The sequence below is a fragment of the Elusimicrobiota bacterium genome (assembly GCA_026388095.1).
In the GTDB taxonomy this organism is placed as follows: Bacteria; Elusimicrobiota; Elusimicrobia; order UBA1565; family UBA9628; genus UBA9628.
The window spans coordinates 1-25,857 of the sequence record JAPLKL010000030.1 but is presented as its reverse complement, the minus strand read 5'-3'; the positions used below and the strand labels follow the sequence as shown (position 1 = coordinate 25,857).

Sequence of the window (25,857 nt, the reverse complement as noted above, 5' to 3'; positions counted from 1 at the left end):
GCCCGCGTCAGAGCTTCCTCCAGCGGCGCTCCCGCAGGACGTTGGCCAGGGCCCCGGCTTCCTGCAGGCCCAGGTCCCGCGAAACCTCCCCCTTGCCGCAGTTCTCCGCCACGAAGGCGTTGTAGCTCCCCGGGTCGCAGGCGGTGATGTAGCCGAGCATGAGGGTGCGGGGCTTGACGCGCTTGAGGTTGAAGCCGGACTTCATCAGCAGGGCCAAAGCCAGGAACTCGCCGAGCAGGCCGAGCGTGCGCGGGTTGACCAGTATCGGCAGGGCTTCGAGCAGGAAGAGCGGCGCGGCCCAAGCGGAGTCCTTCTCGCGCCGGGCCCGGAAGCGTTCCAGCGCCTGCTCCAACCGCGGCGTGTCCACGAGGTCATCCCAGCACTGGTAGCCGCCGTCGCGGGAGCGCAGCAGCAGGTAGTGCTGGACATAGAGGCACTTGCGCACCTTGAAGATGGACAGCGCGGCGAAATAGAGCTTCTGGAAACGCCGCACCTTGTCCCGGGAGATGCGGCCGCCCGTGGCCTGCGCCAGCAGGTCGATGACCTGGTCCGGCATCAGGTGCCGGTCCTCGAAGCCGGCGGCGGCGCGTCCCAGAGGCCGGCACCCCAGGAAGAAGACCTCCTTGACGTTGGCGCGCTTCGCCCCGAACTCGAGGATGGGCAGGAGCTCACCTTCGTTGACGCCGGCCAGCACGGTCACGACCAGATCCACGGGGATGCCGAGTTCGGTCAGGTTGTCCATGGCCCTCAGCTTGGTGTCCAGCAGGGGCCGGCCGCGGATGGCCTGATAGACGCGGTCGTCGAGCCCGTCGAACTGCAGGTGCACCTCGTGCAGGCCTGCGTCCTTGAGCCGCCGCACATAGGCGAGGTCGGCCAGCGCGATGCCGTTGGTGTGCAGCGCCGCGATGTTGCCGGACCGCGCGATCACCCGGATCATCTCCGGCAGATCCTTGAGCAAAGTGGGTTCGCAGCCCATGAGGTCCAGCTTCTTGCCGCGCATGCCTTTGACCAGGCTGCGCACATCCTCCACGGTGAAGTCCGCCAAGACGTCCTGGTTGGCGCCGGCCAGGCAGATGGGGCACTCCAAGTTGCAGCGCTCGGTCAGGCGGAGGATGTAGTCGCGCTGGGGCAGGCTGCGGCGCATCACGGAGCTGTAGAAGCGGTGCAGGTCCCGGAAGTAGGCGGGGGCGACCGAGAGCAAGGCGCGGCTCTCCCCGTGCTCCGCGCAGGACCGGATCAGCCAGACGCCGCCCTCGGCTTCGCGGATCTGCGCCGCCACCGCCCGGAGACACCGCGGGCACACCCCCTGTGTTTCGCGGATCAAGGGACCATTCGAGTCGGCGCTCATGTGGGCGGTGCGCCTTTCCATTATAGCGAATGCCCGGCCCCCATGGGGGCCGGGCCAAAAACTTGAACGATTGGAGGTCGGAATAGGCTAGAATCAAATTCCAGCTACCAGGTTACGCGGCGGATTTCCACACGACTCGGGGCACGGCCAACTGGATTTCAGCGGATTCAAGAGGACAGACAGAGAGGATAAAAGATGACTGCAAAAGCATCTTCTTCGCGCGTGGAGACCGGGACCTGGCTGCAGACGTATAGCAGTGAATTCGAGATTGAAAGACGGCGCAAGCAATTGAGATGGAAACTCAAGAAATTAGGCTTGGATGAACAGCCCAGATCGGTGGCTTTGCTTGATATGTGTTGTGGTCATGGAGAAGCCTTAGATGTCATGTATGAGATGGGCTTTCGCAATCTAACCGGGATGGATATTGCTTTTGATAAAAGATTGAGCGAAGACAGCCGCTTTCGGTATTCTGTCGGGGATGCTTTGAAGTCTGGTTTTGAAAGCCAATCATTCGATATTGTCACCTGCATACACGCGATGCACCATTTTGCGACTTTTGAGAATGTTCAAAAGTTTTTAGATGAAGCTCTTAGACTTTTGAAACCAGGGGGGAAACTTTTTATCGTAGACTTTGAGAATTCTCCTCAAATACGTTTGGCTTTTTGGTTGTTCAGAATGAATAATTTTTGGTTTGGGAATCAATATCTGAGGAATTATTCACAGATTGCAAAAGAAGAATGGCCTTTTTTAAAGGATTATTTTCCGCAATGGAAAAATATAGAAAACGCTCTTTATCGAGGTCGATTGAGATTTTTAAGAAGATCATACACGTTATTTCATTTTTATCTGACTCTTGAAAAACCGCAGAGCATATTATGAGTTGGTAGCTATCGGCCCCGACCCAATGCCAATCTATCTGGACCATAACGCCACCGCCCCCCTGCGTCCCCAGGTGCTGGAGAGCATGCTGCCCTGGCTGCAGGGGCGTTGGGGCAACGCCTCCAGCGCCCATGGCCCGGGCCGGGAGGCGCTGAAGGCCGTGGAGCAGGCCCGCGCCCAGGTCGCCGGTTTGCTGAACTGCCGGCCGGAGGAGATCGTCTTCACCGGCGGCGGGACCGAGGCGAACAACCTGGCCCTGCGGGGCGCGTGCCTGGCCCGGCGGAAGCAGGGGGACCACGTCATCGTCAGCGCCGTCGAGCACCATTCCGTGCTCCGGTGCGCCGAAGACCTGGCCGGGCAGGGATTCCAGCTCACCCGGCTGCCGGTGGACGAGGACGGCCTGGTCCGGCCCGAGTCCCTGGAATCAGCCCTGACCGGGCGGACCATCCTGGTCAGCATCATGCACGCCAACAACGAGATCGGGACCATCCAGCCGCTCCAGCGGCTGGGCGAGGCGCTCCGCAAAAGGTCGATCCTGTTCCACACCGACGCGGTGCAGTCCGCGGGCAAGGTCCCCGTCGACGTCCGCCGGCTGGGGGCGGACCTGCTCAGCCTGTCCGCGCACAAGATCCACGGGCCGCAGGGAGTGGGCGCCCTGTTCGTCCGCCAGGGCGTGAGCCTGCGGCCCATCCTGCACGGCGGCGGCCAGGAGAGCGGCCTGCGCCCCGGGACCTACAACCTGGCCGGGATCGTGGGCCTGGGGACCGCGGCTCTTCTGGCCGGCCGCGGCCTGGCGGTGGAGGCGGCCTACCTGGAGGCGCAGCGCGACCGCCTGGAGCAGGGCATACGCGAGCTGGAGCCCCGCGCGGTGTTCCTCGGCGCGGCCGCGCCCCGGCTGCCCAATACGTCCAGCGTGTGCTTCCCGGGCCGGGACAACCAGGCCCTGGCGGCCAACCTGGACCTGCGCGGCATCGCGGTGTCCACCGGCGCCGCCTGCGGGTCCGGGGACCGTGGACCATCCCACGTGCTCAAGGCCCTGGGGCTCGACCCGGCCCTGGCCCGTTCGGTCATCCGTTTTTCCCTGGGCGGCTCCACCTCCATGGAGGAGATCTCAGAGACGCTCGCCACGCTGAAGGCTGTGCTCGCGGAGTCGGGTCGATGAAGCCGGGCATCAGAGACGTGTGCATGATGTTCTCCGGAGGCGTGGACACCACTTTGGCCGCGGCCCATCTGCTGGAGGAAGACGCGAGCGTCCGGCTGCACCTGCTGACGTTCTGCAACGGCTATTGCGTCAAGGTCGGCGCCTCCAAGACGCATGTCGTGGAGCTGCAAGAAAAGTACGGCGCCGACCGGCTCGCGCACCGGATCATCTACGTGTCCGAGATCTTCGAGCGGCTGCGCCGCCCCCTGCCCGAGCTGATCCGGAAGTACGGGTCCACGCTGGTGATCGATCTATGCTGCAGGCTGTCGTTCGAGACCGCGGCCGTCATCTACTGCCTGAACAACGGCATCCGCGAGGTCTGCGACGGGACCAATATCGACCAGGGCGTGCTCTTCCTCGAACGGCCCGATTACCTGCGGGTGATCCGGGAGTTCTTCGCGTCCCAGGGCATCGAGTACTTCAGCCCGGTCTACGCCAGGTCGGGCGGCCGGCTGGGCCGGCGCCAGGAGATGCTCAAGCGCGGCTTCTCCATCGGCCCCAGATTCCTCGAGCGCTTGAACATAACCTCGTCCTTGTTCCGCCAGCCCTTCTGCCTGATCGGCATCCATACGTTCTTCTTCACCTCCTTCCTGCGCCGGCTGCCGCTGCTGAAGAACGTGATCGAGCGCTGCAACCTCCCGGTCGACCGGGCCATCGCCTGCCGCCTGGAGCGCCAAGCTATCGCCCGGGAGATCATCCGGGAGAACGTGAAGCCGTCCCAGGGCGCGGAGAGCGTGAAGATACAGGAGCGCATCTGCACGACCCGGCTCTGCGGCCAGTCCGCGGTGGAGATCTCGCTGCCCTTCGGCACCCGGATCGACCTTGAGCGCCTGGCCTCGTCCTGGCAAGGCCAGGGAGCGATCACCCGCGACGGCGGCCTACTTAGCCTGTCCGTCCCCGGCGCCGAAGTGCGCGTCCTGGTCTCCGGCCGGGTGGAGATCCACGGTACCAAAGACCAGGCCCAGGCCATAGCTCTCTATCAGCGCTACGTGGCCGGCTACGACGTCTTCCTGCCGCCGCAGTAGAACGCGCGCCGCGCCATCTCCAGCAGGGCGGCAGCGCTGGCGAATCCGTTCGTCACCTCCGCCCAGCAGGGGCGCAGGCAGCCGGGGCAGGCGCTGACCAAGGACTGCCGCCGGCTCTCATAGGACGCCGAGCGCAGGTGCTCCCGCAGCGCGCCGTTTAAGAGCGAGCCCACCGGAGGGAAGCGATGGCAGATGGATAGCTCGCCCTCCGGATTGACGGAACAGTAGCGCGTCCCGGCCTCGCAGCGCCACACATGCCGCCGAGAGGCCAGATGCAGGCGGGACTGCTCGAGGAAGGCCGTCGAGTTCAGGATGGCGCTGCCCCTCTGCCGCTTCAGCTCGGCCAGGCGGGCATAGGTCTCGTCGATGAGCGGCTGGTCCTTAGGCTTGAATGCGAGCTCCGGACAGGAACCGTCTTCGATGGGCACGAACGACACGGAGTAGCCCATGCCGGCGGCGAACGCGGCGATGGCGGGCAACTCCCGGATGTTCAGCGGCGAGACCACGGTGTTGATCAGGAGGATGCTCCCCCGCCCTCCCAGATGCTTGGCGAAGACCTCCAGGCCCTTCAGGACCCCCCCGTGGACTCCGGCCGCGCCGTGGATGGCGTCGTGCTTGGCCGGCTCCAGCGAATGCAGGGAAACCGACACCTCCCGCAGGCCGGCGGCCGCCAGCCCCCGCACTCGGCCCTCGTCGGCCAAGGTCCCGTTGGTGAGGACCCGGAACCGGAACCCCTTGCCGCCCAACATGCCGACGATGCCCTCCAGATCGTCCCTCAGGAACGGCTCTCCGCCGCCGAGGCTCAGATACACCACGCCCAGCGCCTTGAGGGCCTCGGCCGCGGCCGACAGCTCCGGCAGGGGCAGTTCCTTGCGCGCGTCCTGCCGCACCGTGCACATCCTGCAGCGCAGGTTGCAGCGGTGGGTCAGGCCCCAATGGGCGTAGAGCATCCGGCCGGCCAGCCAGGACCGGCACAGGCGCAGGATCTGAACCAGGCTCATGGAAGCTCCGCCAGGAACAAAGCCCTCTTTCGGCCCAGGAAGTCGAAGCTGCGCGACCGCCGGAAGCCGAACCCCTCCAGCAGGCGGCCGGGCGCGGCATTCCCCTCCGACACGGTGACCGCCACGCGCCGGATGCCCTCGGCCGAGAACGCCTCGAGCGCCGCCCCCACCAAAGCCCGCGCGATGCCCTCGCCCCTCAGCGGCGGCTCGACCGCGATGAAGAGCAGCTCCGCCGCCCCGGCGTCCTCACCCGCCTTGCCGAAATAGGAAGGGATCTCCCCGAGATGACGCAGCAGCCCGGGATGCCGGAGCAGGCTGCCGGCGACGCGCCAAGCCAGAGCCGGCCATTGCCCCGCGAGGATGTCCCGGAACAGGCGCTTGGTGTCTTTGGCGCCGAAGACGAACCCGACGATGCCGCGGTCCGGCCCCCGGCAGACATAGCCCGCCGCGGATCGCGAGCCCACGCCGCCCCGATAGATGGTCTCAAGGAGGCGCGGGCCGAACTGCGAGAACACGGAATCATCGATAAGGCGGACATGCAGCGCGACTACCGCGTCGAGGTCCGCGGGACCCAGCGGGAGGATCTTCCAAGCGCGGGCGCCTTCAGCCGGCATGCGGAGCCTCCCCGCCGATATGAAGACGCCACCAGGCCGCCTGGAAAAAATGCCGGAAAGACAGATAGAGGAGCAGCCGGAACGCCAGCGCATAGCGCTTGACGTCGCGCAGGCTCCGTATCCGCACCAGATGCCGCCAGACGACCACCGGGCGCAGATAGAAAGAGCGGTAGAACCTGTCGACCGCGGCCTCCAGGTCCAGCCGGGACATCCCCTTCGGGACGAACACCGGCTCGAACAGGGTGTAGTCGCGGAAATCCCGCGACAGCAAGGTCCCGTACTCGCCGCACATCGAGAACTGCCGCGCCCCGGGCAGGGGGGTGTTGATCTGCACGGTCACGTCCTTGAACGGCAGCGATCTCGCGAAGTCGATGGTCTCCTGCATCGAGCGCCGGGTCTCGGTGAGGTGCCCCAGCATGAAGAAGCCCTTCGGCTGCAGCCCGAGCTCGTCGGCCCATTGCGCCACGGCGCGGATCTGCTCCCGCGTGGTCTGCTTCCGGATGAAGCGTAGAACCTCCTCGTTGCCGCTCTCGACACCCAGCCGCACCCTCCAGCAGCCGGCGTCCCGCATCTTCCGGAGGGTCTCCTTGCGCGTGATGACGTTGGCCCGCACGGTGCAGGTCCAGCTCACCCGCAGCCCGCGCCTGCCGATCTCGCGCACGATGGCGTCGACGCGCTCCTCGCTAGGGGTGAACAGGGAGTCGACGAACGCGATGTCCCGGGCTCCGTAGCGCGCCACCAGATGCTCCATCTCGGAGACGATGTAGGCCGGGCTGAAGCTGCGGTACGCGGCGCCCATCGCCCCTTTGTCGCAGAATAGGCACGCGTAGGGACAGCCCCGGCTGCTCACCATGCTGAGCTTGGGCCGCGCGCGCTCGTCGTTGGGCTGGGGGACGTAGCGCTCCATGGGGAGCAGATGCCGCGCCGGCAGGGGCAGGCGGTCCAGGTCCTTGATCCAGGCCCGCGGCCGGGTGAGGACCAGACGACCGTCCTCGCGGAAGGCGAGCCCGTCCACGTCCCCAGGTCGGCCGCCTGACGCCAGCCGCTGCAGCAGTTCGGGGAAGGTGTCCTCCCCCTCCCCGATGACGCCGAAGTCGAAACAACCGGGGGAGAGCGCGTGCTCAGGGGCCACGCTCACGTGCGGCCCCCCCAGAACGACCACGGCCGGCGACGCGCTCTTCAGGCGACGCGCCAATTCGACCGCATCGGCGAAGGAGCAGGTGGTGGCGGTCAGGCCGACGACATCCGCGCCCGCGACGCGCCGCACGACCTCCTCATAGCTCAGGCGCTCCACCGCCGCGTCGATGACCGCGACCGGGATGCGGCGCTGCTCCAGGACCGCCGCGATCGAGGCGATGCCCAGCGGCGGAGAATTGAAGAAGAGGCTGCTGATCACGGGGTTGGGTCGCGCGCCCTTCAGGCACTGGATCAGCGGAGGGTTGACCAAAGCGATCTTCATGGCTTATTGCGTGATGAGCCTGCGCAGGCTGCCGTATTCCCGCAGCTTCATCCGTGTCAGTTCGCCGCGCGCCAGCATCCTCAGCGCGATGCCGGCCAGCACGACGAGATTGCACAGCTGGCTGGCCAGGGCCAGCGGCGCGGGATGGCGCCGCAAAAAAGCGCTGCGGTAGAGCCGGCGCAGCCAGGAGCGCGGCACGAAAGGCTTGGGCAGAAGGACGAGGATGCTCAGGAAGAAGACGTCCGCCTTCGGGCGGGGATAATGGAAGCTCACCCGGAACTGCTCCCACGATTTCGTGGCCTGGCCCTCGACGTCAGCCTCGGTGATGAGCCCGCGGCGCAGGAAATCCTCGGTGAGCGCCGTCTTCGGGAAATAGACCAAGGAATACAGGAAGAGCCGGAACGGCCGGGAGAGCTCCATCAGGAACTCGAACAGGGCGTTCTTGTCCGCCTCGGTGGAAAGCGGATTGTCCAGGATGACGTCATAGACCGTCTCCAGCTTCAGGCGCCGGTTCCAGCGTCCGTACTCCAGGAGCTTCTCGTTGGCCGCGGTCCGCGCATAGGCCCGCCGGTCCTCCCCGCAGGAGGCGCTCTCGATGCCGATCTGCACCCGGACCAGGCCGGCCTGCTTGAGCCTGGCCAGCATGCGCTCTTCCAGGTGCTGCGGCACCAGCATGAGGTCGAAAGGCAGGGCCACCCTGCGCCCGTACTCGGAGCAGAACTCACCGACCCAGGCGGGATCGCTGATGAAGGTGTCGTCGTCGAACTTGATGCGCCGGATCCGGGGCAGGCGCCGCAGCGCGTATTCGATCTCGCCGATCACGTGCCCGACGCTGCGCCTGCGGAAATACTCCCCCTTGCCCCGATAGATCCCGCGCAGGACGCTGTTGTAGCAGAAGCTGCAGCTGAACGGACAGCCGCGCGAGGCGCTGGTGCGCAGCTCGGCCAGCAGCGCCAGGGGGTCGCCCGCGCGGACCCTCCCGTCCTCCACGTAGAACTTGCCCTCCGCCTCGAAATCACGGTACGGGAGCTCGTCGAGGTCCTGCAGCAGAGCGCCGGGCTCGTTGCGGCGCACGCCGTCTGGCGTGCGCACCCAAAGGTTCGCGATACCGTCGATGGCCCGCCCCGCGCCGAGGTTGGCGACCAGGTCCCGCAGGGGCTGCTCCCCCTCGCCGATGCACACCGCATCCGCCAGGGGTATGCACTGCTCCGGGACCACCGTGGCGTGGATCCCGCCCCATACGATGAGCGGCCTCAGCGCGGTCCGGATCCGGCTGGTAAGGTCGGCGACGATCTTGACGTACGGCGTGCCGAAGCCGATGCCGACCACGTCGGGCCGCAGGCGCCCCAGCAGTCCCAGCAGGGCCCGGATGTCGTCCTCGGAGGGGGGCCGCACGTCGTTGTTGCGCCAATTCTTGAAGAAGAGCGTGCTGACCTCGCGGCCGTCCTGCTTCAGCACGGCCGCGAGCTGGCGCACGCCGCTGTTCTCGACGCCGTACATCGAGATGAGGGCCGTCCGGATGTCTTTCGCCATGCAGGTCACATCGGAATCACCGGCTGGTGCACCAGCCGGTCCACACGGAGCCCCTCCAGATCGTCGGGCAGGCTCCGGTTGACGAAGAACTGGGTGTTGCCCTTGAGGATGATGTCCTGGCCCATGCTGCGGCTGGAGAGCGTCGCCGTGTAGGCGCGGCACTCCCGCGCGCAGGGGACGACGCGGCGCAGGTAGCGCGGCCGCTCGTCCGCGCCGGCCATGAAGCAGAGCCGCGTGGTCGTGATGTAGCCGAACGGCACGTAGAGCGAGGCTTTCAGCGGGCCGGTCCGGAGCAGCCCCTGGGGCAGGTTGTCCAGCTCCAGGCGGCCCACCCCGCGGCTGGTCAAAAAATCGCTGATCGCCGCCGAGTCGGCGTTGCAGGATCGGAAATACTCCTGCGCCTCTACCGGGATGCCGGAGAGACCAGGGATGCGGGGATCGCGCTTCTGCTTGGTCAAGAGCCGGCCCAGCACCGGGATGAACGAGCCTTTCCAGCGCCCCTCCGTGATGGACCGGAAGACCCCCCAGTCGTTGATCACCGCCTCGGCGAGCTCAGGCCCGGCCCCGGCGCAATGTTCGAGCAGCCGCGCGATCGCCGCCAAGCCCTCGTCGTCCGCATACGGCGTCACGAGAGTGAAGGCCATGCCCCGCGTCCGGGCGAATCGGCGCGCGGCGTCGACTTCCGCCGCGTCCGGCAGAAGCCTCGAGCAGAACTCGTTGCCGAAGTAGAGCCGGCCATACTCGCCGCTCAGGCGCTCCAGAGCCTTGGCGTCGGCGACGAAGACCGCGTGCTCGATCATAGCGGATAATAGCAGAGACCGCCGCAGCGCATGCCGTACATCTCCCGGTACAGGGCTTGGACCCCGGCGCGGAACTCCGTCTGGTCCGGGTCGCGTCCCGCAAGACCGACGACCTGTTTCAAGAACCGGACATCGGTGAGCTTCTTCGACGTGGAATAATTCCTGCCCACGATCTTCAGGCCGTGGACCCCCATCTTCCGGAATTCGTCGACGCGGCAGGCGCCGCAGGGGTCGGCCCCGGAGAGGAAGCTGAAGTAGGAGGCGATGTTCTCCTTCAGAGTCCGAAGCTGCCGCGCCGTGGCGCCGCCCTGCGCAGCCACGGAGATACCGTAGTTCAGCAGGCAGGGGCTGTCGGCCCCCGGAAGTCTGGAGTTCCAGGCGGTCTGCCGGCCGCCGGACAGGGCGCGGACCAAAGCCAGGAAATAGCGGTCGAGGTCCAGCCCCTTGAGGAGGCGCCACGCCGCGCCGTAGCGCAGCTCGGAGGTTCCGTGCAGGAACGTGCAGAACCCGTCGATGTTCTTGCAGCCGCTGTTCAGGATGAAGACCTCGAACTGCAGCCCGGGGCACTGCCGGATCATCGCCGCGAGCTCTGGCGGCTGCACGTGCCGGGGCACCGTGATCCGCGCCACGCCCAGGCTGGCGAAGAACTTCGCCGATTCGCTGTTGAAGACGGTGCCTCCGGTGCTCAGGTGCAGCTCCAGGGCCGGGCGTTCGGCGCGCAGGGCCAGCAGAAGCCCCAGGTCAGCGACGATGAGGGCGTCGGCTCCCGCCGCCCGCGCCGCCACGACCTGCTCCCGCACCAGAGCCTGCTGCGGCTCGGTATAGAGCGCATTCAGGGTGAACAGCACCCGCGCTCCGCGCGCATGCGCGATGGCCACGACTTGCTTCAGATCGTCGTAGCTCGGGAGGCTCGCGCAGGTCCACTCCCTGCGGTTCGGAGAGACGATGTTGGTGTAGCGCCGCTTCCAATCCGCGGGGAAGACGCCGCAATAGATCTCGTCGGCGCCGGCCGCGATGACCTGCTCCACGTCCTCGACTTTGTTCACGGGCGCGAGGATGTTCATGGCTGCGGCCCGGCCTCTGTCGCCCGCCGGGTCCGGCGCATGGCGCTGAGCCACGCCAGCACCGTCGGCGGATGCAGCGAGAAGAGGAGGTTGTATTCGCTGAAACAGGAGGCGATGCATGAAGAGCAGAGCTCCTGGCCGCCGGCGAACTCGAAGGCGCGCCGCAGGCCGCCGTCGAGGAAATTGCGCGACGGCATCTGGTCGACCAGGAGCGAGCACGGGTAGACCGAGCCGTCGGTGTCCACGTTGCAGTAGAGCTGACCCGCCCAGCACCGCATCGCTCCCTCGACCGGGCCGGAGCGCATGGGCACCGCGAAATCCGGCCAGCGCAGGAGGTGCTCGAGATAGGGCACGGACGAGGCGATCGGCGCGCCGCGCTTCTTCTCGGCTATGAGCCTTGCGATGAAGCTCCGGGTGTCCGCCGCCTGCGGGAGCAGGGCCGCTTGGTTCCTGCCCATGGCGTCGTTGTGATGCAGCAGCTGGAATGTGGCGAGGAAGCCGCAGCGCCGCGCGGTCTCCAGGATGAAATCGAGACAGTCGAGGTTGTGCTTGGTCAGGACGGTGATGGTCCACAGGGGGACCCTCCCCGCCGCCGCCTCGATTCCCGCCATGACCTTGCGAAAACTTCCCGGGCCGCGGTTGAGGTCATGCATGGCTTCCGGCCCGTCGAGCGAAAGCATCAGATGGTCGAGCGAGCGCAGGATGGAGATCTTCCCGGGCAGCAGGTGGCCGTTGGAGTCCATGGTGACGAAAAGGCCCTTCTGCTTGGCGTAGCCCGCGATGTCCTCCATGTCGTCGCGCACCAGCGGCTCGCCGCCCCAGATGCCGAAGCGCCGGCAGCCGGCCGCCGCCGCCTGGTCGATCAGCTTCAGGACATCGGCGGTCGCAAGCTCCTGCTTGTTCCTCCCGGGTATGTGGCAATAGGCGCAGGATGCCACGCACCGGTCCGTGGCTGCGAACATGAGGTTCAGGGGCACGCGCCTGTTGCTGATGTGCGCCGCCAAAGTGCCGAGCCCGATATGGGCGATATGCGAGAGCTTCATGATGCGAGCCCTGGGCAGCCCGCGCCGGTCGCGATCGCCCGGCCGTTCTCGATGGAGTCGTCCATGTTGTTGTACCAGAACAGCCCCGTCCTCCCGGCCAGGGTCAGGTTCCGGAACGCCGAGAGGTTCTTCTTCGCCGCCGCGAGCTTCTCTTCGTAATCGAGGGCATAGCAGGGGTAGGCATTCGCCACCTTCTCGATATGCACGGCCTTGATCCGGGCCGGAGCGCGGATGAGCCCCACCTCCCTGAGATCCGCCTTCACGGCGGGCAGGATCTTCTCAGGCTCGTTCCAGATGGGGCCGTCGGCCCGGCAGGTGACCTCCACGCACAGGCTGCCGGCGCCGGCGGGGCAGGACTGTCCGCTGAAAAGCGCGGGGACGGAGACGCGGCTGAAGACGATGTCCTTGCTGCCGAAATAGCACCACTGGTATTTCAACCGGGCCGGCTCATCGAGCTCGAGGTTGTAGAGGACCAAGGAGAGGTATTCGAGTCCGACGGGCGGCAGGCTCAGCAGGGACGTGACCTCGGTGAGCGGAGCGGTCCAGACCACGGAATCGGGATCCCAGGAACGGCCCGCATGGGTCGTGACCCGCTCGATCCTGCCGCCTTCGACCCGCAGAGCGGCGACGGAATCGCCGGTGACGATCTCGCCTCCGCTCTGCCTGATCATCGCGCAGAGACTGTCGCAGAAGCAGCCGATCCCGCCGCGGGGATAGATGAATCTCGTGCGGGGCGCGGGCACCGACCTGATCATCTGCGCGAGGATGTGCAGCAGGTTCCTTGACGCCATGCTTTCGTCTATGACCGCCTGTTTCATCCCCGTCTTCGCCCATTGCGCATGCGTCTTTTGCGGAGCGATCCCGAGGAATTTCTCGGTATATTCTTTGAAGAAAGCCTCGTACAGCGTGGGGCCGTAGTGCCTGATGATGTAGCCTTCGAAATTCTCCGCTTGCCCGTGATCCCGGAGCCCGAGGAGCAGGAGATCGCCGGCGGAGCGCAGGAGCATGGGCAGCGGCAGATTGAGCAAGGCGGTCGGCTGCAGCGGCCACTCATAGTATTTCCCGAGGAAATAAAGGCCGCTGCGCCGCTGGATGCTGATCTCCTGGCCGTCCAGCGCAGCAATGATGAAATCGCGCGTTACTGGCTTGTCGGTAAAGAAACGGTGCGGACCGATGTCAAAAGTGTAATCGCCATAAACGAAACTCCGGGCCAGCCCGCCGACGCGGGATTCCTTCTCGATGATGACGACCTTGCGTCCCTGCTTGGCGAGTTCGCAACCGGCGGAGAGGCCCGCGATCCCTCCGCCGACGATCACGATGGGTTTCATGCTCTCAGCTGGAAGGTCTGGGCGGGCAGAAGATGCTGACTATACGGATTATAGCCTTTCCGGAGGTGCTTTCGCAGTATCAGGGGGTTTGCGGCCTACTTCCAGCCCATGGGCCTGTAGCCCTTGTCCGCGAGGCAGTACTCCACGAACCTGCGGTGCACCCCTTCCGGACTGTTGGCCTCGATGGCGCCGCTGGCCAAGCCCGTGGCCGCGCCCATGGCCGCGCCCTGGCCGATGGCCGAGCCGTAGTCGCCGGTGAAAGCGCCGACGATCACGCCCAGGACGGCGCCGAAAACGGCCCCGGCGCCCGTGCGCTTGGCCACCATCTGGCCCTTGTGGGATTTGACGAACTCCTTGGCCTTGGCCTCGCAGTCGTCGATGTCCTTCTGCACGGCCTCCTTGGGCAGGCTCTTGTAGTGCTCGTCCGGGTAGAGCTTCACTTGCGGCGAGGCGCAGCCGGCGCAGAGCGCGGCCGCCAGCATCAGCGCGGCGAATAATCGGCGGTCCATGACTCAATAATAGCAGATGAAAAAGAGAAATCAAGGCCTCGCAGAGTTGATAGAATCTACCCCATGCTGCGCGACCCGGACGTCCGATCCCGACTCCTGGCCGCGGCCTTCCTGGCCCTGCTCGGCGCTCTCGCGGCGCTCAAGATGGGCCGGAGCGTGGACAACGACCTGTTCTGGCAGCTCAAGGACGGCGAGCGGGTCGTGCTGCAGCGGCATCTGCCCGTGGTGGAGGAATACTCCTTCACCGCACAAGGCCGCTCAATGGTCGCCATCGAGTGGGGCGCGGAGGCGGTCAGCTACCTGGTCTTCCGGCTGGGCGGCTATGGCGCGCTGGTGCTCTTCAACACGGTCATATTCATGGCCGTATTCGCCCTTTTGCTCGCTTTGCTGCACCGCCACCTACCCCTCATGGAGAGCCTCTGCCTGCTCTGTTTGGCCGCATTCGCCCTCCTCAACTTCTACGCCGTCAGGGCCCAGAACTGGACCTTCCTCCTCTTCGCCTTGTTCCTGTATTGGGCGGCCCTTTGGGAAGACGGCGCCGCCTGGGTGCCTTGGGCCATGGCCGCGGTCCTGCTGCCCTGGGCCAACATGCACGGCGGCTTCATGGTCGGCGTCTTCATCCTGGCGCTGCTCTGCCTGCGCCGAGCCTGGGAGACCCGGCGCTTGGCCGCGCTGGCGCCCCTCGGCCTGGGCCTGCTCCTGTGCTGCGCGCATCCCAACGGCGTCACGGCTTTGGTCTACCCCCTTTGGTTCATGGCCGCCCCCCCTCCGGGCCGGGCCATGATCACGGAGTGGAAGCCCGTGGACTTCGCGGACAAGACGGCCTCGCCCTACCTGCTCATCCTGGCCTTCCTGCTCTGGCTGGGGCTCGGCTCGGCCGGCGCCCGTTTCCCCTGGGCCGTGCTGACCTTGGCTTTGGCCGTGCTCGCCCTGCGCGGCCGCAAGCTCCTGCCCGAGTTCACCATGGCCGCGCTCGCGTCCTTGGCGTTCCAGTTCGCAGACGCGCACCGCCAGCACGCCCGCCGCGCGCTTTGGGCCGCGGCGGCTCTGGCTTTGGCCGCGACGGGCTGGGTGGTCCTCAGCGGGCCTCGGCCTCGCTCTTTCGGGGATTGGGAGCAAGGCTATCCCCGGGCCGCGGCCGAGCTCATCGCCTCCCGTTATCCCGGCCGGCGCGTCTTCCACGACTACGACTGGGGCGGCTACCTCATCTACAAGCTCTACCCGCGCAACAAGGTCTTCATCGACGGCCGCCTCGACCCCTACTGGAGCCTGCTCCCCGGCGACTACGCGGCGCTGATCGCCGCCCGGCCGGGCTGGCGCAAGCTGCTCGACGAATACGGCATCACGTTGGCCTTGCTCAAGCCCAGCGACCAGCTCTGCTGGGAATTGAGCCATGACCCGGCCTGGAAGACCGTCTCCGGCGATGGGCGCAGCGTCCTCCTGGCCCGCTGAATGAAGAGCCCGGTCCATTTCATCGCGTCGCAGCGCTCCGACGGCCTGCCTGAGACCGAAGCCAAGCTCAAGCGCCTCCTGCAGGCCAGCCGGGTGCTGGACTGCGCCGCGGCGAAAGACGCCGTGGCCGTCAAGCTCCACTTCGGAGAGCAGGGCAACACCGGCTTCGTGCCGCCGCCCTTGCTGCGCGTGGTGGCCGAGGCGCTCAAGGCCCGCGGGGCCAAGCCGTTCCTCTCGGACACCAACACCCTCTACAAAGGCCGGCGCACGAACTCCGCAGACCACCTGAGTCTGGCGCGCGAGCACGGCTTCACGCCGCAGGCGCTGGGAGCCGAAGTCGTCATCCCGGACGACACCCGGCCGGAGAACGTCGCCTCCGTGGCCCTAGGCGGCCGTTACATCAAGACCGCCCGGGTGGCGCGCGTCTACGCTTCGGCCGACGTTTTGGTGGGCGTGGCGCATTTCAAAGGGCATATCATGTGCGGCTTCGGAGGCGCGCTCAAGAACGTGGGCATGGGCTGCGCCACCCGCGAGGGCAAGCTGTCCCAGCATTCGGACGTCTCCCCCATGGTCATGGAGAAGTCCTGCACGGGCTGCGGAGCCTGCGTGAACGTCTGCTCGGCGCAGGCCATCTCCCTCAACGAGGGCCGCTCGGTCATCGACGCGGCGCTCTGCGTGGGCTGCGCGAGCTGCCTGGCCGCCTGCCCGGAGGGCGCCCTGCAGGTGCGCTGGGAGGCGGGCGGCGGCGTGATCCAGGAGAAGATGGCGGAGTACGCCCAGGCGGCGCTGACGGGGAAGAAGGGCAAGGCCGCTTTCCTGAATGTCTGCCTCAAGATCACGGCCGAGTGCGACTGCATCGCCAAGGACGAGCCGGCGCTCATGCCGGACCTGGGCCTGCTGGCCTCGGCTGACCCGGTGGCGCTGGACCAGGCCTGCTACGACCTGGCGGTGAAGGCCGCGGGCCGCGACGTGTTCAAGGCCGCGCATCCTCGGCGCGACGGCTTCAAGCAGTTGCGCCACGCCGAGGAGATCGGGCTGGGCAGCCGGGAGTACGAGCTGGTCCACGTCGACTGATTCCCTCATGGGGATGGGCCATTTAGCTGAAGGAAATTGGGCCTTAGGCCTCTTCATCGGTCCGTGCAGGTATGATATTGTGTCCCGCGCATGAGAAGAATGCATAGACCCCATTCAGCCGTCCTCCTGATCCTTCTTGCTTTCGGCGCAGCCTGCAAACGCAAGGAAGCAGCACCTATCCCTGTGCTCTCTCCGCCGGAGCGGGCATCCCGTGGTTCCGGCGAACCTGGCGTGCGGGAGAGCCTGCCGTCTGAAGCGGAAGTCACGGCATCCAGCGGGCCGGTTCAACTGACCCTGCGAATCTACAAGAAGCAGATCAGGGCCCATCATCCCCTCTACTATCAGATCGAGCTGAAGAACATCGGCACGCGGCCATTTCCAGCAGTAGACGATGCGTTCATTGATCCCTGGGCCCAGGAGCACCGTCGCGTCGGAGTCTACCTTGATGTCATCGGGCCAGATGGCAAGGCGCCGAATCGGGCCGAACTCCCGCCCCCCTTCAGCCTGAATGTCGATCCATTCAAGGTCGGCGCGCTGCCCCCCCCTGAGACCAAGGCAGGCGCCGCGTTCCGCAAGAAATTGGAGGGGATGTCCGCGCTTGAGCGCTCCTTGGCGGTCGGCGACTATCTACGCCAGGGAACTGCTGAATACGAGAAGACTCGACCCCGCAAAGGGATACTTTTGGAGCCTGGCGCTTCGACTACTACCGTGGCCTGGGTGCTTCAGGACGAACTCCAGATCATGGCGGGCAAGCCTCCGCGGCAGCCCGTCGGGCAGTATACCGAGTTCGTTGTTCTCGATTTTTCACCGCCCGGCAAGTATCGAATCCGGACCGTCTATGATTACTTGCCGGGAGGTTGGCTGACCAAATTCAATGGAGAGCACCATCTGCAACCGCATCCAGACCAAGTCAAGGTCGCAACGCCTTTCATTGAGTTCGAGGTGTTGCCTTGAAATGTGCTGCGCTCTTACTTGCATTGGTTCTTCTGCCGTCTATTAATGTCTGGGCTCTACATCCTGCGGCTGCTGATGCAGTCAAGGCGATTCAGGCTGAGCTGGATCGGGCGAATCTGATTGAAAGAGGGCTTACTGACAATCAAGGGCAGGACATTAGCCTTGCCAAGACGATTGAAGACTTGGAGAAAGAATCGAACTTCATCGATCCGAACAGAACAACTGTCGAGTATCTCAAACAGCGCGTCCAGGCCTTGACCCAAGAGAGAGACGTTGCGCGCGACAAGGCGATACACCTGACATTGGCCGCCTACGGTATCGTGCCAACGGACAAAGCGGGCAGACTGATGATGCTCCGGGGCGCCATCGTCGTTCCCGACTATGCCGGCAAGACAGCGACCTGGGTCGTCGTTGCCGGCGACAATGCACCGCGGTCGGCGCTGACACCCGAAGGTTCGGTCGTTACCACCCCAAAGGCAGTAGACAAAGTCACAGGCAAGGAACCGAGCGGGGTCACATATTTGGATGGCGTCACCAAGATCCTGACCAAGTCCTTTGAGCCCGACCCAAAGGGGAATTCCATGAGCCCTTTGGACCTTGCCTTGCTTCTGATTCACGAAAGAAGGCACTTCATCCAATACCTAACGCCCGGCAAAGGCGACAAGCTGACATTCAACAAAGCAGAGGTCGATGCTTATCTGGACGACTTGGGCGAGATCGCCAGCCAACAGAATCCATTGGGATTGACTATTCAGGAAATGGATTCGTACAAGAACCAGAGAAGCGCTCTATTAGGCAAATACCGGGAGGCGCAACGCTTTGAGTGGCTCAAAAAGATAACGGGGGGCTTTGGTGATGCCGTGCCAGCCTACAATCTGCCCAACACGGACGAGGAACTCGCCGCTATCCAGGAAGGCGCGGACAAACTCGAGGATCAGATCCAGCGCGAAGCCGAAGGACTCAAAGCATCTCAAGAACAACAGGTTCGGGATCTCGCCACGGAATTGGCAGCGATAGCCACGAAGGTTTGCCTCGACCCGGACGGCCTCACCGATGAGGACCTGGATTCATTCGACTGGGATTCCTCGTCGCCCATCGGGGATTTCCCGGGTCCAAGCGTGCATGTGGACCCTTATCGTTGGGATTGCACGGAAAGGATCTTTGCCTCGCTCAAGGCCTCCAGATCCCGCCCGAAAATCGGCGTCATCCAGGCTCAAGCCAGCAAGCTGCAGCCGTCAAAGCCCCTGCCAGCGCCTACCCGCCCCCCTGAGGCTCACACCAATGTGTTCGTCAACCTTGGGAGGCTGGCCCGCATGGCCTGCGACAACCCTGAAGCGCTCAACCCGCAAGAGATGAAAACATTGCTGAACGAATTCCCGAATGGCCAGGGCTATGACAGTATAGAAATCCATGACTGCGCCGACGAATTGTTATATAAACTGCTAAGGTTCAACGCCAATTCGACCCGATTCGACTATCAATGGCTGCAGGATGAGGCTGGAACGCTCAGGCGAAAATACGCGCGAACTCCCTCGCCCGAACCGCGGCCGCAGTCCGAGCCACAGCCCGAACCCGACCGCGCCCCGCGTCCGACCCCTTCCCCGCCGGGCTATGACCATTGCATCGACCCCGGCGGGACCTGCCTCAAGCATTGACCGCTAGTTCTTCAGCAGTTCGCTGAACAGCGCGACCTTCATCGGATGCATGAGGTTGTCGCCCAATCCCCGCATCCCCACACTGGTCTTGCCCTGCTCCTTGGCCAGCTCCAGGTACTGCAGCTCGTTGGGGTTCAAGGCCAGCGCGATCATGGCCTTCTCGGCGAAGGCCGCGGTGCGGTCTTCCTTCTCGGCCAGCGTCTTGGCGTCCTTGGCGTCAAGGCCCTGCCCCAGGTTCGTGCCCACCGCCATGACCAGCACGTTCTGGAGTATCGTGGCCGTCATCTTCTCCCTCCGGTTGTTCACCAGGAGCGCCTCGAAGGTCACCAGCACGTCCACCCGGTCGCCGGGCTTGATCAGGGCCTTGAGCTCCGGCTCGATGCCCAAAGTCGCGGCGCGGTAGCCCGGCGGGATCCTCACCCCCAGGCCGGCCTCCGGCGACAGCGACATGAGCGCCGATTGCGGTATCTGATTGCCTTTGGGGATGCGGATGCGGCTCACCAGGTTGGCGATGAGCCTGATGTCGGCGGGGGTGCGGACCTCGAAAGCGTCCTGGTCCATGTACTTGCGTGGCATCTGCACCGGCTCGACCATATCCTCCTTGATGACGGTGCGCTCCGGTATGTCCACCCGGGAGACGAGCACCTGGCCAATCTCATAGGCCCCGCTCAGGGCCCGCTCCTTGCTGGTGAGGACCAGCAGATAGAAGACCGCGGCTCCCACGGCCAGCGTCATCGGCACCAATATCCCTTTGCGCTCCATATCCTTCGATGAGGATAGCCGGAGGGATTGTCGTTTTCATGGCAGGATGATAAAAATGGCGTAAAGGCAATGCGGCATGGCGCCGGCCTGCGGCCGGCGCGGGTTCCGGCGCTTCGCGCCGGAATCTCGGGCAACGGCGAGGGGGCGGCCCTACTTGGGCTCGACCCCGAGCTCGTCGAACAGGAAGGCCAGGCCGTCGGCGTACTGCTCCATGTTCTCGCTCAAGGCCGTGCCCATGCCGTGGCCGGAGTTCGAGCTGGTGCGCAGCAGGACCGGCCGTCCCGAGGAGGTGGCGGCCTGCAGGCGGGCGGCCATCTTGCGCGAGTTGGCCGGGTCCACCCGGCCGTCGTTGGCCCCGGTCATGAAGAGCACCGCCGGATACGCGGTCTGGTCCAGCACATGATGGTACGGGGAGTAGGCGTAGAGCGCCCGGAACTGGTCGGGATCCTTGACCGTGCCGAACTCGGTGGTGTTGAAGACGCCGTTGGGGCTCAGCTCCACGCGCAGCATGTCGTAGATGCCCACGTGGGAGACCACGGCCCGGAACAGCTCCGGCCGCTGGGTCAGCGCCGCGCCCATGAGCAGGCCGCCGTTGCTGCCGCCTTCGATGGCCAGATGCCCGGGGGCGGTGTATCTCTGCGCGATCAGGTATTCCGCGCCGGCGATGAAGTCGTCGAACACGTTCTGCTTCCGGGTCAGGTTGCCGGCCCTGTGCCACTCCTCCCCGTATTCCCCGCCGCCCCGGATGTTGGCCACCACGTAGACCCCGTCCTGGTCGAGCCAGAGCCGCCCCGTGATGCCCAGGAACTTGGGCGTCAGGCTGATGTCGTAGCCGCCGTAGCCGTAGAGCAAGGTCGGACGCGCGCCGTCTCGCGGGGCGCCCTGGCGCCGGATGATGTTGAGCGGGACCTTGGTCCCGTCCTTGGACACCGCGAACTCGCGCGCCACCTCCGCGTCCCGGAAATCAACCGGAGACTTCACGAACAAGGAGGTCTTGGCCAAGCCCCGCCGTTGCGTGAAGCGGTACCAGGCGGAGGGCTCGAGATAGGTCTGGATGCGCACCAGCACGGAATCCTGGTCGAGCGGGGCGTTCTCCTGGAGCGCGGCCACCGGGGGCAGAGGGACCTGCCCCAGAGGCTTGCCCGCGAGGTCGAAGATCGCGGCTTGGTTCGGCCCTCCGGCCAGATAGGTCACATAGAGGCGGTGCTCGGTGGGGATGATCCCGTTCTCGGGCACGATCACGGACTCGCTTTGGGGGACGATGACCTGGGCCGCGTCCAGGCGCGGGTCGGAGAGCGGCAGGCGCAGGACCTTGCCGCGGGGAGCGTTCTGGTGCGAGAGCAGGTAGACCGCGCCGTCCAAGCCCAGCGCGCCGCTGACCACCTTGTCCTCGAATCGACTGAGCTGGCGCCACTTCCGGTCCGGGTCCATGAGGTAGAGGGCGAACTCGCCGCCGTCGCCGTTGGCGACCGTGGCCAGGAGATATCGGCCGTCCCCCCGGGTCTCAAGTTGGATCTCCGCGATGCGGGGCAGTTCCCGGCCCAGGAGGTAGGTGTCGGCGCTGGCGGGCGTGCCCAGCCTGTGGAGCCAGACCTGCTGGTAGAAGTCCCGGTCCTCCTTGGGCCTCTCGGCGCCCTGCGGGTAGCGGGTGTAGTAGACCCCTGAGCCGTCGGGCAGCCAGGCCGCGCTGCCCCCGGCCGTGGGGAAGTTGACGCGCGGCACGCGGTCGGCCAGCGGCTTGCCGGTGGCCGCGTCGTAGAAATAGAGCGTCGCGTCCTCGCTGCCCTTCTCCGACAGCGCGACCGCGACGAGGCGGCCGTCGAGAGAAGGCGCGTACCAGTCTATGGAGAGCAGCCCGCCCGACTTCTTGGCGTTAGGGTCCAGGATGACCCGCTCCGAGGCCGGCGCATCCGGGGACTTGAGCGTCACCAGCATGTTCTGGTCCTTGGGGGGCTGGAGCTTCAAAGCGAAATAGCGGCCTTTCCGATAGGCCAGGGCGGAATAGGATGGGGAGACCTTCCGGTAATAGTCTTGGATCTTCTTCAGCAGCGCCGCGCGGGAGGGCAGGGCGTCGAGATGGGAGCGGGTGAGTTGGTTCTGAGCCTCGCTCCATTTGATCACCTCCGGGTCGTCGGCCTTTTCGAGCCATTGGTAGTCCTCGGTGACCTTGATGCCGTGATATTCGTCCGTGACGGGGCGCTTCGGGGTGGCGATCGGCTCGGCGCTGGCGCCGAGGCTCAACAGGCAGACGAGGCCGGCGAGTGGGATCATGTTTGGCTCCTGGATTGCGCCTCATGATGATAGCACTAATCCGTTTACGTCGGAATTGGAGTATAATCTATCGATTCCAGGATCCGAGGAGATGAGATGAACACCAGCAAGCTATTCGCCGCAGCCGCAGCCCTGGCCCTGGCCGCGCCCCTGGCCGCCGGAGCCGTGGACTTCGACCAGACCATCGACGTCACCGCCGTCCTCTCCCAGGCGCGGCAGGTCACCCAGGACATGCCCTCCGCCGTGGCCATGGCCAGCATCGGCAACATCTGGACGGTCGCGGACACCAAGGAGGTCACGCTGGCGCCCGGGCAGAAGGAATCCGCGTACCTCGACATGCAGAGCACCACCTACAAGGACGTCTGCGAGAACCCCTTCCCGCCCTACACCGGCCCCATCTGCCGCCAAGAGGTCATGTTCCGCGATGTGCGCCGCTTCAAGCTCGTGCTGGCCGCGCCCATCCCCGAAGCCTGGGGCAAGCAGACCTTCCGGCTGCGCGACGACATGATGCGCCGCCCGACCTTGAGCATCGAGGCCCTGGACCGCACCCACGCCTGGGAGTACAAGCTGCCTGAGATCTACGAGGACGTGCTCTTGGTCAAGCCTCTGCCCGCCGCCTCCAAAGCGGCGTTCCAAGCCGCGAGCCTGACCGTCTGCACCCTGCGCGACATCGTCAAGGACCAGTGCGTGTACTCCTGCCCGGACGGCCGCGAGATCCACCGGCCCGTGACCCCGCAGGACCCCAACGGCTATCCGACCATCGCCTGCCCGCAGGTCCTGATCCCGTTCTGAACCGCTGACCCGGAGGCCGCCCATGAGAACGCCGCTGATCCTAGGCGCTTTGCTCGCGCTCGCCCCGTCTTCGTCCCGGGCCGCGGACGGCTCCAGCCTGGAGGACCTGAAGGCTTCCGCATTCTCCTTGCCGGTCCAGGAGCTCGCAGGACTATTGCCTGACCAGGCCGCCAAGTTCAAGGCCGCCGCGGACCGGCTGAGCCGCCTGGAGAACGGCATCGTCTGGGTGAAGGACGACATGGCCCAACTGGAGGAGCGCGCGCGCCGGATCATCCAGATGCACGCGGCCGACTCCCTCTTCCAATTCGACCTGCGCCGCCTCAAGGACGACTCGGACCGGCGCCTGGCCGACATCCGGCGCAGCGCCGCGGACATCAAGGACCTGCTCGCCTCGGCGGGACCGTCCCAGGAGCTCAACGCCGTGGTCCGGGACATGGAGCGCGACGCCCGCAGCATCCTGAGCACGGCCTGGCCCGGCATGGAAGACGCGGCCGGGCGGCTGCAGGGGACGATCCAGACCGGCACGCCCGAGGTCATCGGCTACGACTCGCAGTGGACCGCTTCGGACGTCTCCCGGGACTGCCGCGACTTCTCCTTCCAGGCCCGCCGGGTCCTCTCCGACGCCCAGGCCTTGGTCAAACAGACGCAGCCGTAAGAGCGGCCCGTCCGCGCCGCAGGACGCGGAAGGCCAGCGGTCCGGAAGCCATGGCCAGCAGGCCCACGGCCGCCTGGCCCGGCACGAAGCTCCCGTCCTTGAACACCGAGCCCGCGATGGCCAGGGCCGCCAGGCCGCAGGTGAGCCCCAAAGAGGTGAACAAGCCCCAGCGGCCGCCCGGGATCTTGAAGGGCCTGGCCGCGTCCGGCCGCTGGCGCCGCAGGGCCCAGGCGTTGGCGTAGAGCAGGATGTAGCTCGCCATCTGGAACCAGGCGTAGACCACGGCGAGCTGGGTGAAATTGAGCAAGGCGAAGAGGCTGTAGACCAGGCTGCCCGCGACCAAGGAGAGGGCGGGCGTGCCGTAGCGCGGGTGGGGCCGCGCCACGGCCTCGGGCAGGAAGCCGTCCTGGGCCATGGCCAGGGGCATGCGGGAGGCGGAGAGCATGGTGACGTTGAGCAGCAGGGCGTTGCTGCACAGGGCGCCGAACACCATGAGGCCCTTGAGCCCCGGGCCGCCGAGCTTGGCCGCGGCCTCCGGGAAGTACGCTCCGGACCACAGCTTCCAGTCCCCGTTGGCCGCCAGGGCCGCCAAAGTCGGGACGAGATAGCTCGCCATGGTTAGGACGGCGGCGATGAGCAGAGCGCGGGGGAAGCTGCGCTGGGGCTCGGCCACCTCCTCGGCCGCGGCCGAGAGCTTGTCGAAGCCGGAATAGAGCCAGATGCCCAGGACCACCGCGCTCCCGAAGCCCGTGCCCAGGCTCTTGCCCGGGGGCACCATGGGCGAGAAGGGGTTGCATTTCCAGTGCGCCAGGCCCAAGACGGTCAAGATGACGAAGGGCGTCAGCAGGATGAGGCTCAAAGCGATGGCGGAGTTGCCCACCGCCCGCACGCCGCGCAAGTTGAGGTAGTGCATGCTCCAGATCAGCGCCAGGCACACCGCCCAATGCTCGAGCCCGCCCATGGCCGGCCACCAGGCGCGCAGGTAGTCGGCGAAGAGCACGGCGAACATGCTGTTGACCACGACCCCGTTCATCCAGGACCACCAGCCCGCCTGGAAGCCCCAGAAATCGCCGAAGGCCATGCGCGACCAGCGGTAGTTTCCCCCCTCGACCGGGAAGGCGGTGGTGAGCTCCGCCACCGCCCAGGCCACGGGCAGGCTGAAGAGGAACGGCATCGCGATCAGCGTGATCAGGGCCGCCCCCGGGCCCGCGCCGGAGACCATGTCCTCGAGCCCGAAGGCGCCGGCGCAGGCCGCGCCGTAGATCATGAAGGCGAGCTGGGTGAGGTTGGCCTTGCGCGCCTGGGAAACCATCAGGGGATGACCCGCCGCGCCGCCAGGTAGCGCGCCCGGTAGTAGTCGCTGTAGAGGCTCTCCATCACCACCACCCCGGAGCTGGGCAGATGGATGAAGATGCCGTTGTTGACGTAGATGCCCACGTGGCCGACGATGCGCGTGACCTTCTCCCCCGAGAAGAAGACCAGGTCCCCCATGCGCAGGTCCTTGGAGGACTTCACCCGGTCTCCCACCAGAGACATCTCCTGGGACGTGCGCGGCAGGTCCAGGCCGTTCTCCAGGAACACCTTGTGCACGAAGTCCGAGCAGTCCTTGGGCGTCCGGCGGCCCTTCTCCTCCTCGGGCAGGTAGGTCTTGGCCGTGCGCACCACGGCCTTGGCCAGAGGCGGGACGGGAGGCAAGGCGCGCCGAGGCTGCGGGGCCGGGCCGGTGGAGCAGCCGGCGGCCAGCGTCAGAGCCGCGGCCAGGGCCAGGCTCAGCCGGCGCCGGGGCAGGATCGCGTTCACGGAGCAGGATTGTATAAAACTGGGGACAGCCTTACAGCACGGGTCCGATATCGTCTATAATGGCTGGCCATGCCGGCCACCGTGCTCATCGTCGAAGACGAGTCCATGGTCAATGAGATGCTCGGCCGCCAGCTCTCGGGCTGGGGCTACGCGGTGCGGACCGCGACCAGCGCCGAGGAGGCCCTGGCCCTTCTGGAGCGCGAGAGCGTGGACGCCGTGCTCCTGGACAACGTGCTCACCGGCATGACCGGCCTGCAGGCCCTGGCCGAGGTGCGGCGGCGCAGCCCGGCGCCGGTGCTGCTCATGACCGGCCACTTCGACTGCGAGTTCGCCACGGACGCGCGGCTCCTGGGCGCCGCCGACGTGCTCGCCAAGCCGCTGGAGGCCGAGGCCCTGCGGCTCGCGCTGAAGAACGCTCTCGGCGCGGCGCGCTAGCAGGCTGCTGATAAAGTCCGTTCTGCGAGCGCCCGGCGGCCGTCTGCCGGGCGCAACCGACCCGCGAAGCGGGGCGGCAGAACCCATCCGATAGGTTGCACGAAGGATGGCGCCTTCGGCGCGACTGGCCCAGACAGGCTGCGCCTGTCTGGGCCAGTTCGGGGATGGACTGTTGCCCGCTACCGAAAGGACTGTGTCCGGAC

24 protein-coding genes are annotated in these 25,857 nt (G+C 66.0%); 10 read left to right on the top strand and 14 right to left on the bottom strand.

Annotated elements, in window-relative coordinates:
* Positions 1 to 7 precede the first annotated feature (7 nt).
* Positions 8 to 1,324: a radical SAM protein gene (locus tag NTY77_07305; GenBank protein ID MCX5795281.1), complete on the bottom strand. Its 1,317-nt coding sequence runs from the start codon at positions 1,322 to 1,324 to the stop codon at positions 8 to 10.
* 219 nt (positions 1,325 to 1,543) lie between these two features.
* Here NTY77_07305 and NTY77_07300 point away from each other — a divergent pair, with 219 nt between their 5' ends.
* Genes NTY77_07300 through NTY77_07290 form a run of 3 tightly spaced genes read left to right on the top strand, consistent with a single transcriptional unit; the run spans position 1,544 to position 4,453 of the window.
* Positions 1,544 to 2,227: a class I SAM-dependent methyltransferase gene (locus tag NTY77_07300; protein ID MCX5795280.1), complete on the top strand. Its 684-nt coding sequence runs from the start codon at positions 1,544 to 1,546 to the stop codon at positions 2,225 to 2,227.
* 25 nt (positions 2,228 to 2,252) lie between these two features.
* Positions 2,253 to 3,389, top strand: coding sequence for a cysteine desulfurase family protein (locus tag NTY77_07295; protein MCX5795279.1), 1,137 nt, complete (start codon positions 2,253 to 2,255; stop codon positions 3,387 to 3,389).
* On the top strand, positions 3,386 to 4,453 hold the full coding sequence (locus NTY77_07290; GenBank protein MCX5795278.1) for a hypothetical protein: 1,068 nt from the start codon (positions 3,386 to 3,388) through the stop codon (positions 4,451 to 4,453). The genes NTY77_07295 and NTY77_07290 overlap by 4 nt, the downstream gene beginning before the upstream one ends.
* Here the strand turns inward: NTY77_07290 and NTY77_07285 are convergent.
* The 9 genes from NTY77_07285 to NTY77_07245 all read right to left on the bottom strand — a co-directional run bounded on the left by NTY77_07285 (position 4,426) and on the right by NTY77_07245 (position 13,804).
* Entirely contained in the window at positions 4,426 to 5,454 is a 1,029-nt protein-coding gene (locus NTY77_07285) for a radical SAM protein (GenBank protein ID MCX5795277.1), read from the bottom strand. The genes NTY77_07290 and NTY77_07285 overlap by 28 nt on opposite strands.
* The gene (locus tag NTY77_07280; GenBank protein ID MCX5795276.1) at positions 5,451 to 6,068 is read right to left on the bottom strand and encodes a GNAT family N-acetyltransferase; all 618 of its coding nucleotides are present in this window, start codon (positions 6,066 to 6,068) and stop codon (positions 5,451 to 5,453) included. The genes NTY77_07285 and NTY77_07280 overlap by 4 nt, the downstream gene beginning before the upstream one ends.
* Positions 6,058 to 7,527, bottom strand: a complete 1,470-nt coding sequence (locus NTY77_07275) for a radical SAM protein (GenBank protein MCX5795275.1) — start codon at positions 7,525 to 7,527, stop codon at positions 6,058 to 6,060. The genes NTY77_07280 and NTY77_07275 overlap by 11 nt, the downstream gene beginning before the upstream one ends.
* A gap of 3 nt (positions 7,528 to 7,530) precedes the next feature.
* Complete coding sequence (locus tag NTY77_07270; GenBank protein MCX5795274.1) at positions 7,531 to 9,060, bottom strand: cobalamin-dependent protein; 1,530 nt, start codon at positions 9,058 to 9,060, stop codon at positions 7,531 to 7,533.
* 5 nt (positions 9,061 to 9,065) lie between these two features.
* Entirely contained in the window at positions 9,066 to 9,860 is a 795-nt protein-coding gene (locus NTY77_07265) for a hypothetical protein (GenBank protein MCX5795273.1), read from the bottom strand.
* Positions 9,857 to 10,924: a U32 family peptidase gene (locus NTY77_07260; GenBank protein MCX5795272.1), complete on the bottom strand. Its 1,068-nt coding sequence runs from the start codon at positions 10,922 to 10,924 to the stop codon at positions 9,857 to 9,859. Before NTY77_07260 ends, NTY77_07265 begins: the two co-directional genes overlap by 4 nt.
* Positions 10,921 to 11,967, bottom strand: a complete 1,047-nt coding sequence (locus NTY77_07255; GenBank protein MCX5795271.1) for a radical SAM protein — start codon at positions 11,965 to 11,967, stop codon at positions 10,921 to 10,923. The genes NTY77_07260 and NTY77_07255 overlap by 4 nt, the downstream gene beginning before the upstream one ends.
* On the bottom strand, positions 11,964 to 13,295 hold the full coding sequence (locus NTY77_07250) for an FAD-dependent oxidoreductase (protein MCX5795270.1): 1,332 nt from the start codon (positions 13,293 to 13,295) through the stop codon (positions 11,964 to 11,966). Before NTY77_07250 ends, NTY77_07255 begins: the two co-directional genes overlap by 4 nt.
* 95 nt (positions 13,296 to 13,390) lie before the next feature.
* Positions 13,391 to 13,804 carry a glycine zipper family protein gene (locus NTY77_07245; protein MCX5795269.1) on the bottom strand — a complete coding sequence of 138 codons (414 nt, stop codon included), beginning with the start codon at positions 13,802 to 13,804 and terminating at the stop codon, positions 13,391 to 13,393.
* A 63-nt stretch (positions 13,805 to 13,867) separates the two neighbouring features.
* On the opposite strand from NTY77_07245, the gene NTY77_07240 reads away from it, so the two are divergent.
* The 4 genes from NTY77_07240 to NTY77_07225 all read left to right on the top strand — a co-directional run bounded on the left by NTY77_07240 (position 13,868) and on the right by NTY77_07225 (position 18,939).
* On the top strand, positions 13,868 to 15,256 hold the full coding sequence (locus NTY77_07240) for a hypothetical protein (protein MCX5795268.1): 1,389 nt from the start codon (positions 13,868 to 13,870) through the stop codon (positions 15,254 to 15,256).
* Positions 15,257 to 16,330 (top strand): DUF362 domain-containing protein, encoded by a 1,074-nt coding sequence (locus NTY77_07235; protein MCX5795267.1) that lies wholly within the window; start codon positions 15,257 to 15,259, stop codon positions 16,328 to 16,330.
* A gap of 99 nt (positions 16,331 to 16,429) precedes the next feature.
* Entirely contained in the window at positions 16,430 to 17,284 is an 855-nt protein-coding gene (locus NTY77_07230) for a hypothetical protein (GenBank protein ID MCX5795266.1), read from the top strand.
* Positions 17,285 to 17,307: 23 nt separating this feature from the next.
* Positions 17,308 to 18,939: a hypothetical protein gene (locus NTY77_07225; GenBank protein MCX5795265.1), complete on the top strand. Its 1,632-nt coding sequence runs from the start codon at positions 17,308 to 17,310 to the stop codon at positions 18,937 to 18,939.
* A gap of 3 nt (positions 18,940 to 18,942) precedes the next feature.
* Here the strand turns inward: NTY77_07225 and cpaB are convergent, their stop codons facing one another.
* Positions 18,943 to 19,701 (bottom strand): Flp pilus assembly protein CpaB, encoded by a 759-nt coding sequence (gene cpaB, locus NTY77_07220; GenBank protein MCX5795264.1) that lies wholly within the window; start codon positions 19,699 to 19,701, stop codon positions 18,943 to 18,945.
* 150 nt (positions 19,702 to 19,851) lie between these two features.
* Complete coding sequence (locus NTY77_07215; protein ID MCX5795263.1) at positions 19,852 to 21,972, bottom strand: prolyl oligopeptidase family serine peptidase; 2,121 nt, start codon at positions 21,970 to 21,972, stop codon at positions 19,852 to 19,854.
* A 96-nt stretch (positions 21,973 to 22,068) separates the two neighbouring features.
* Here NTY77_07215 and NTY77_07210 point away from each other — a divergent pair, with 96 nt between their 5' ends.
* Together NTY77_07210 and NTY77_07205 are read left to right on the top strand one after the other, a co-directional pair.
* Positions 22,069 to 22,764, top strand: coding sequence for a hypothetical protein (locus NTY77_07210; GenBank protein ID MCX5795262.1), 696 nt, complete (start codon positions 22,069 to 22,071; stop codon positions 22,762 to 22,764).
* A gap of 22 nt (positions 22,765 to 22,786) precedes the next feature.
* Positions 22,787 to 23,419, top strand: a complete 633-nt coding sequence (locus tag NTY77_07205) for a hypothetical protein (protein MCX5795261.1) — start codon at positions 22,787 to 22,789, stop codon at positions 23,417 to 23,419.
* Here NTY77_07205 and NTY77_07200 read toward each other — a convergent pair.
* Together NTY77_07200 and NTY77_07195 are read right to left on the bottom strand one after the other, a co-directional pair.
* Positions 23,400 to 24,731 carry an APC family permease gene (locus NTY77_07200; protein MCX5795260.1) on the bottom strand — a complete coding sequence of 444 codons (1,332 nt, stop codon included), beginning with the start codon at positions 24,729 to 24,731 and terminating at the stop codon, positions 23,400 to 23,402. The genes NTY77_07205 and NTY77_07200 overlap by 20 nt on opposite strands.
* On the bottom strand, positions 24,731 to 25,219 hold the full coding sequence (locus NTY77_07195) for a C40 family peptidase (GenBank protein ID MCX5795259.1): 489 nt from the start codon (positions 25,217 to 25,219) through the stop codon (positions 24,731 to 24,733). Before NTY77_07195 ends, NTY77_07200 begins: the two co-directional genes overlap by 1 nt.
* A 69-nt stretch (positions 25,220 to 25,288) precedes the next feature.
* Here NTY77_07195 and NTY77_07190 point away from each other — a divergent pair, with 69 nt between their 5' ends.
* Entirely contained in the window at positions 25,289 to 25,654 is a 366-nt protein-coding gene (locus tag NTY77_07190) for a response regulator (GenBank protein ID MCX5795258.1), read from the top strand.
* The last annotated feature ends 203 nt before the right edge of the window (positions 25,655 to 25,857 follow it).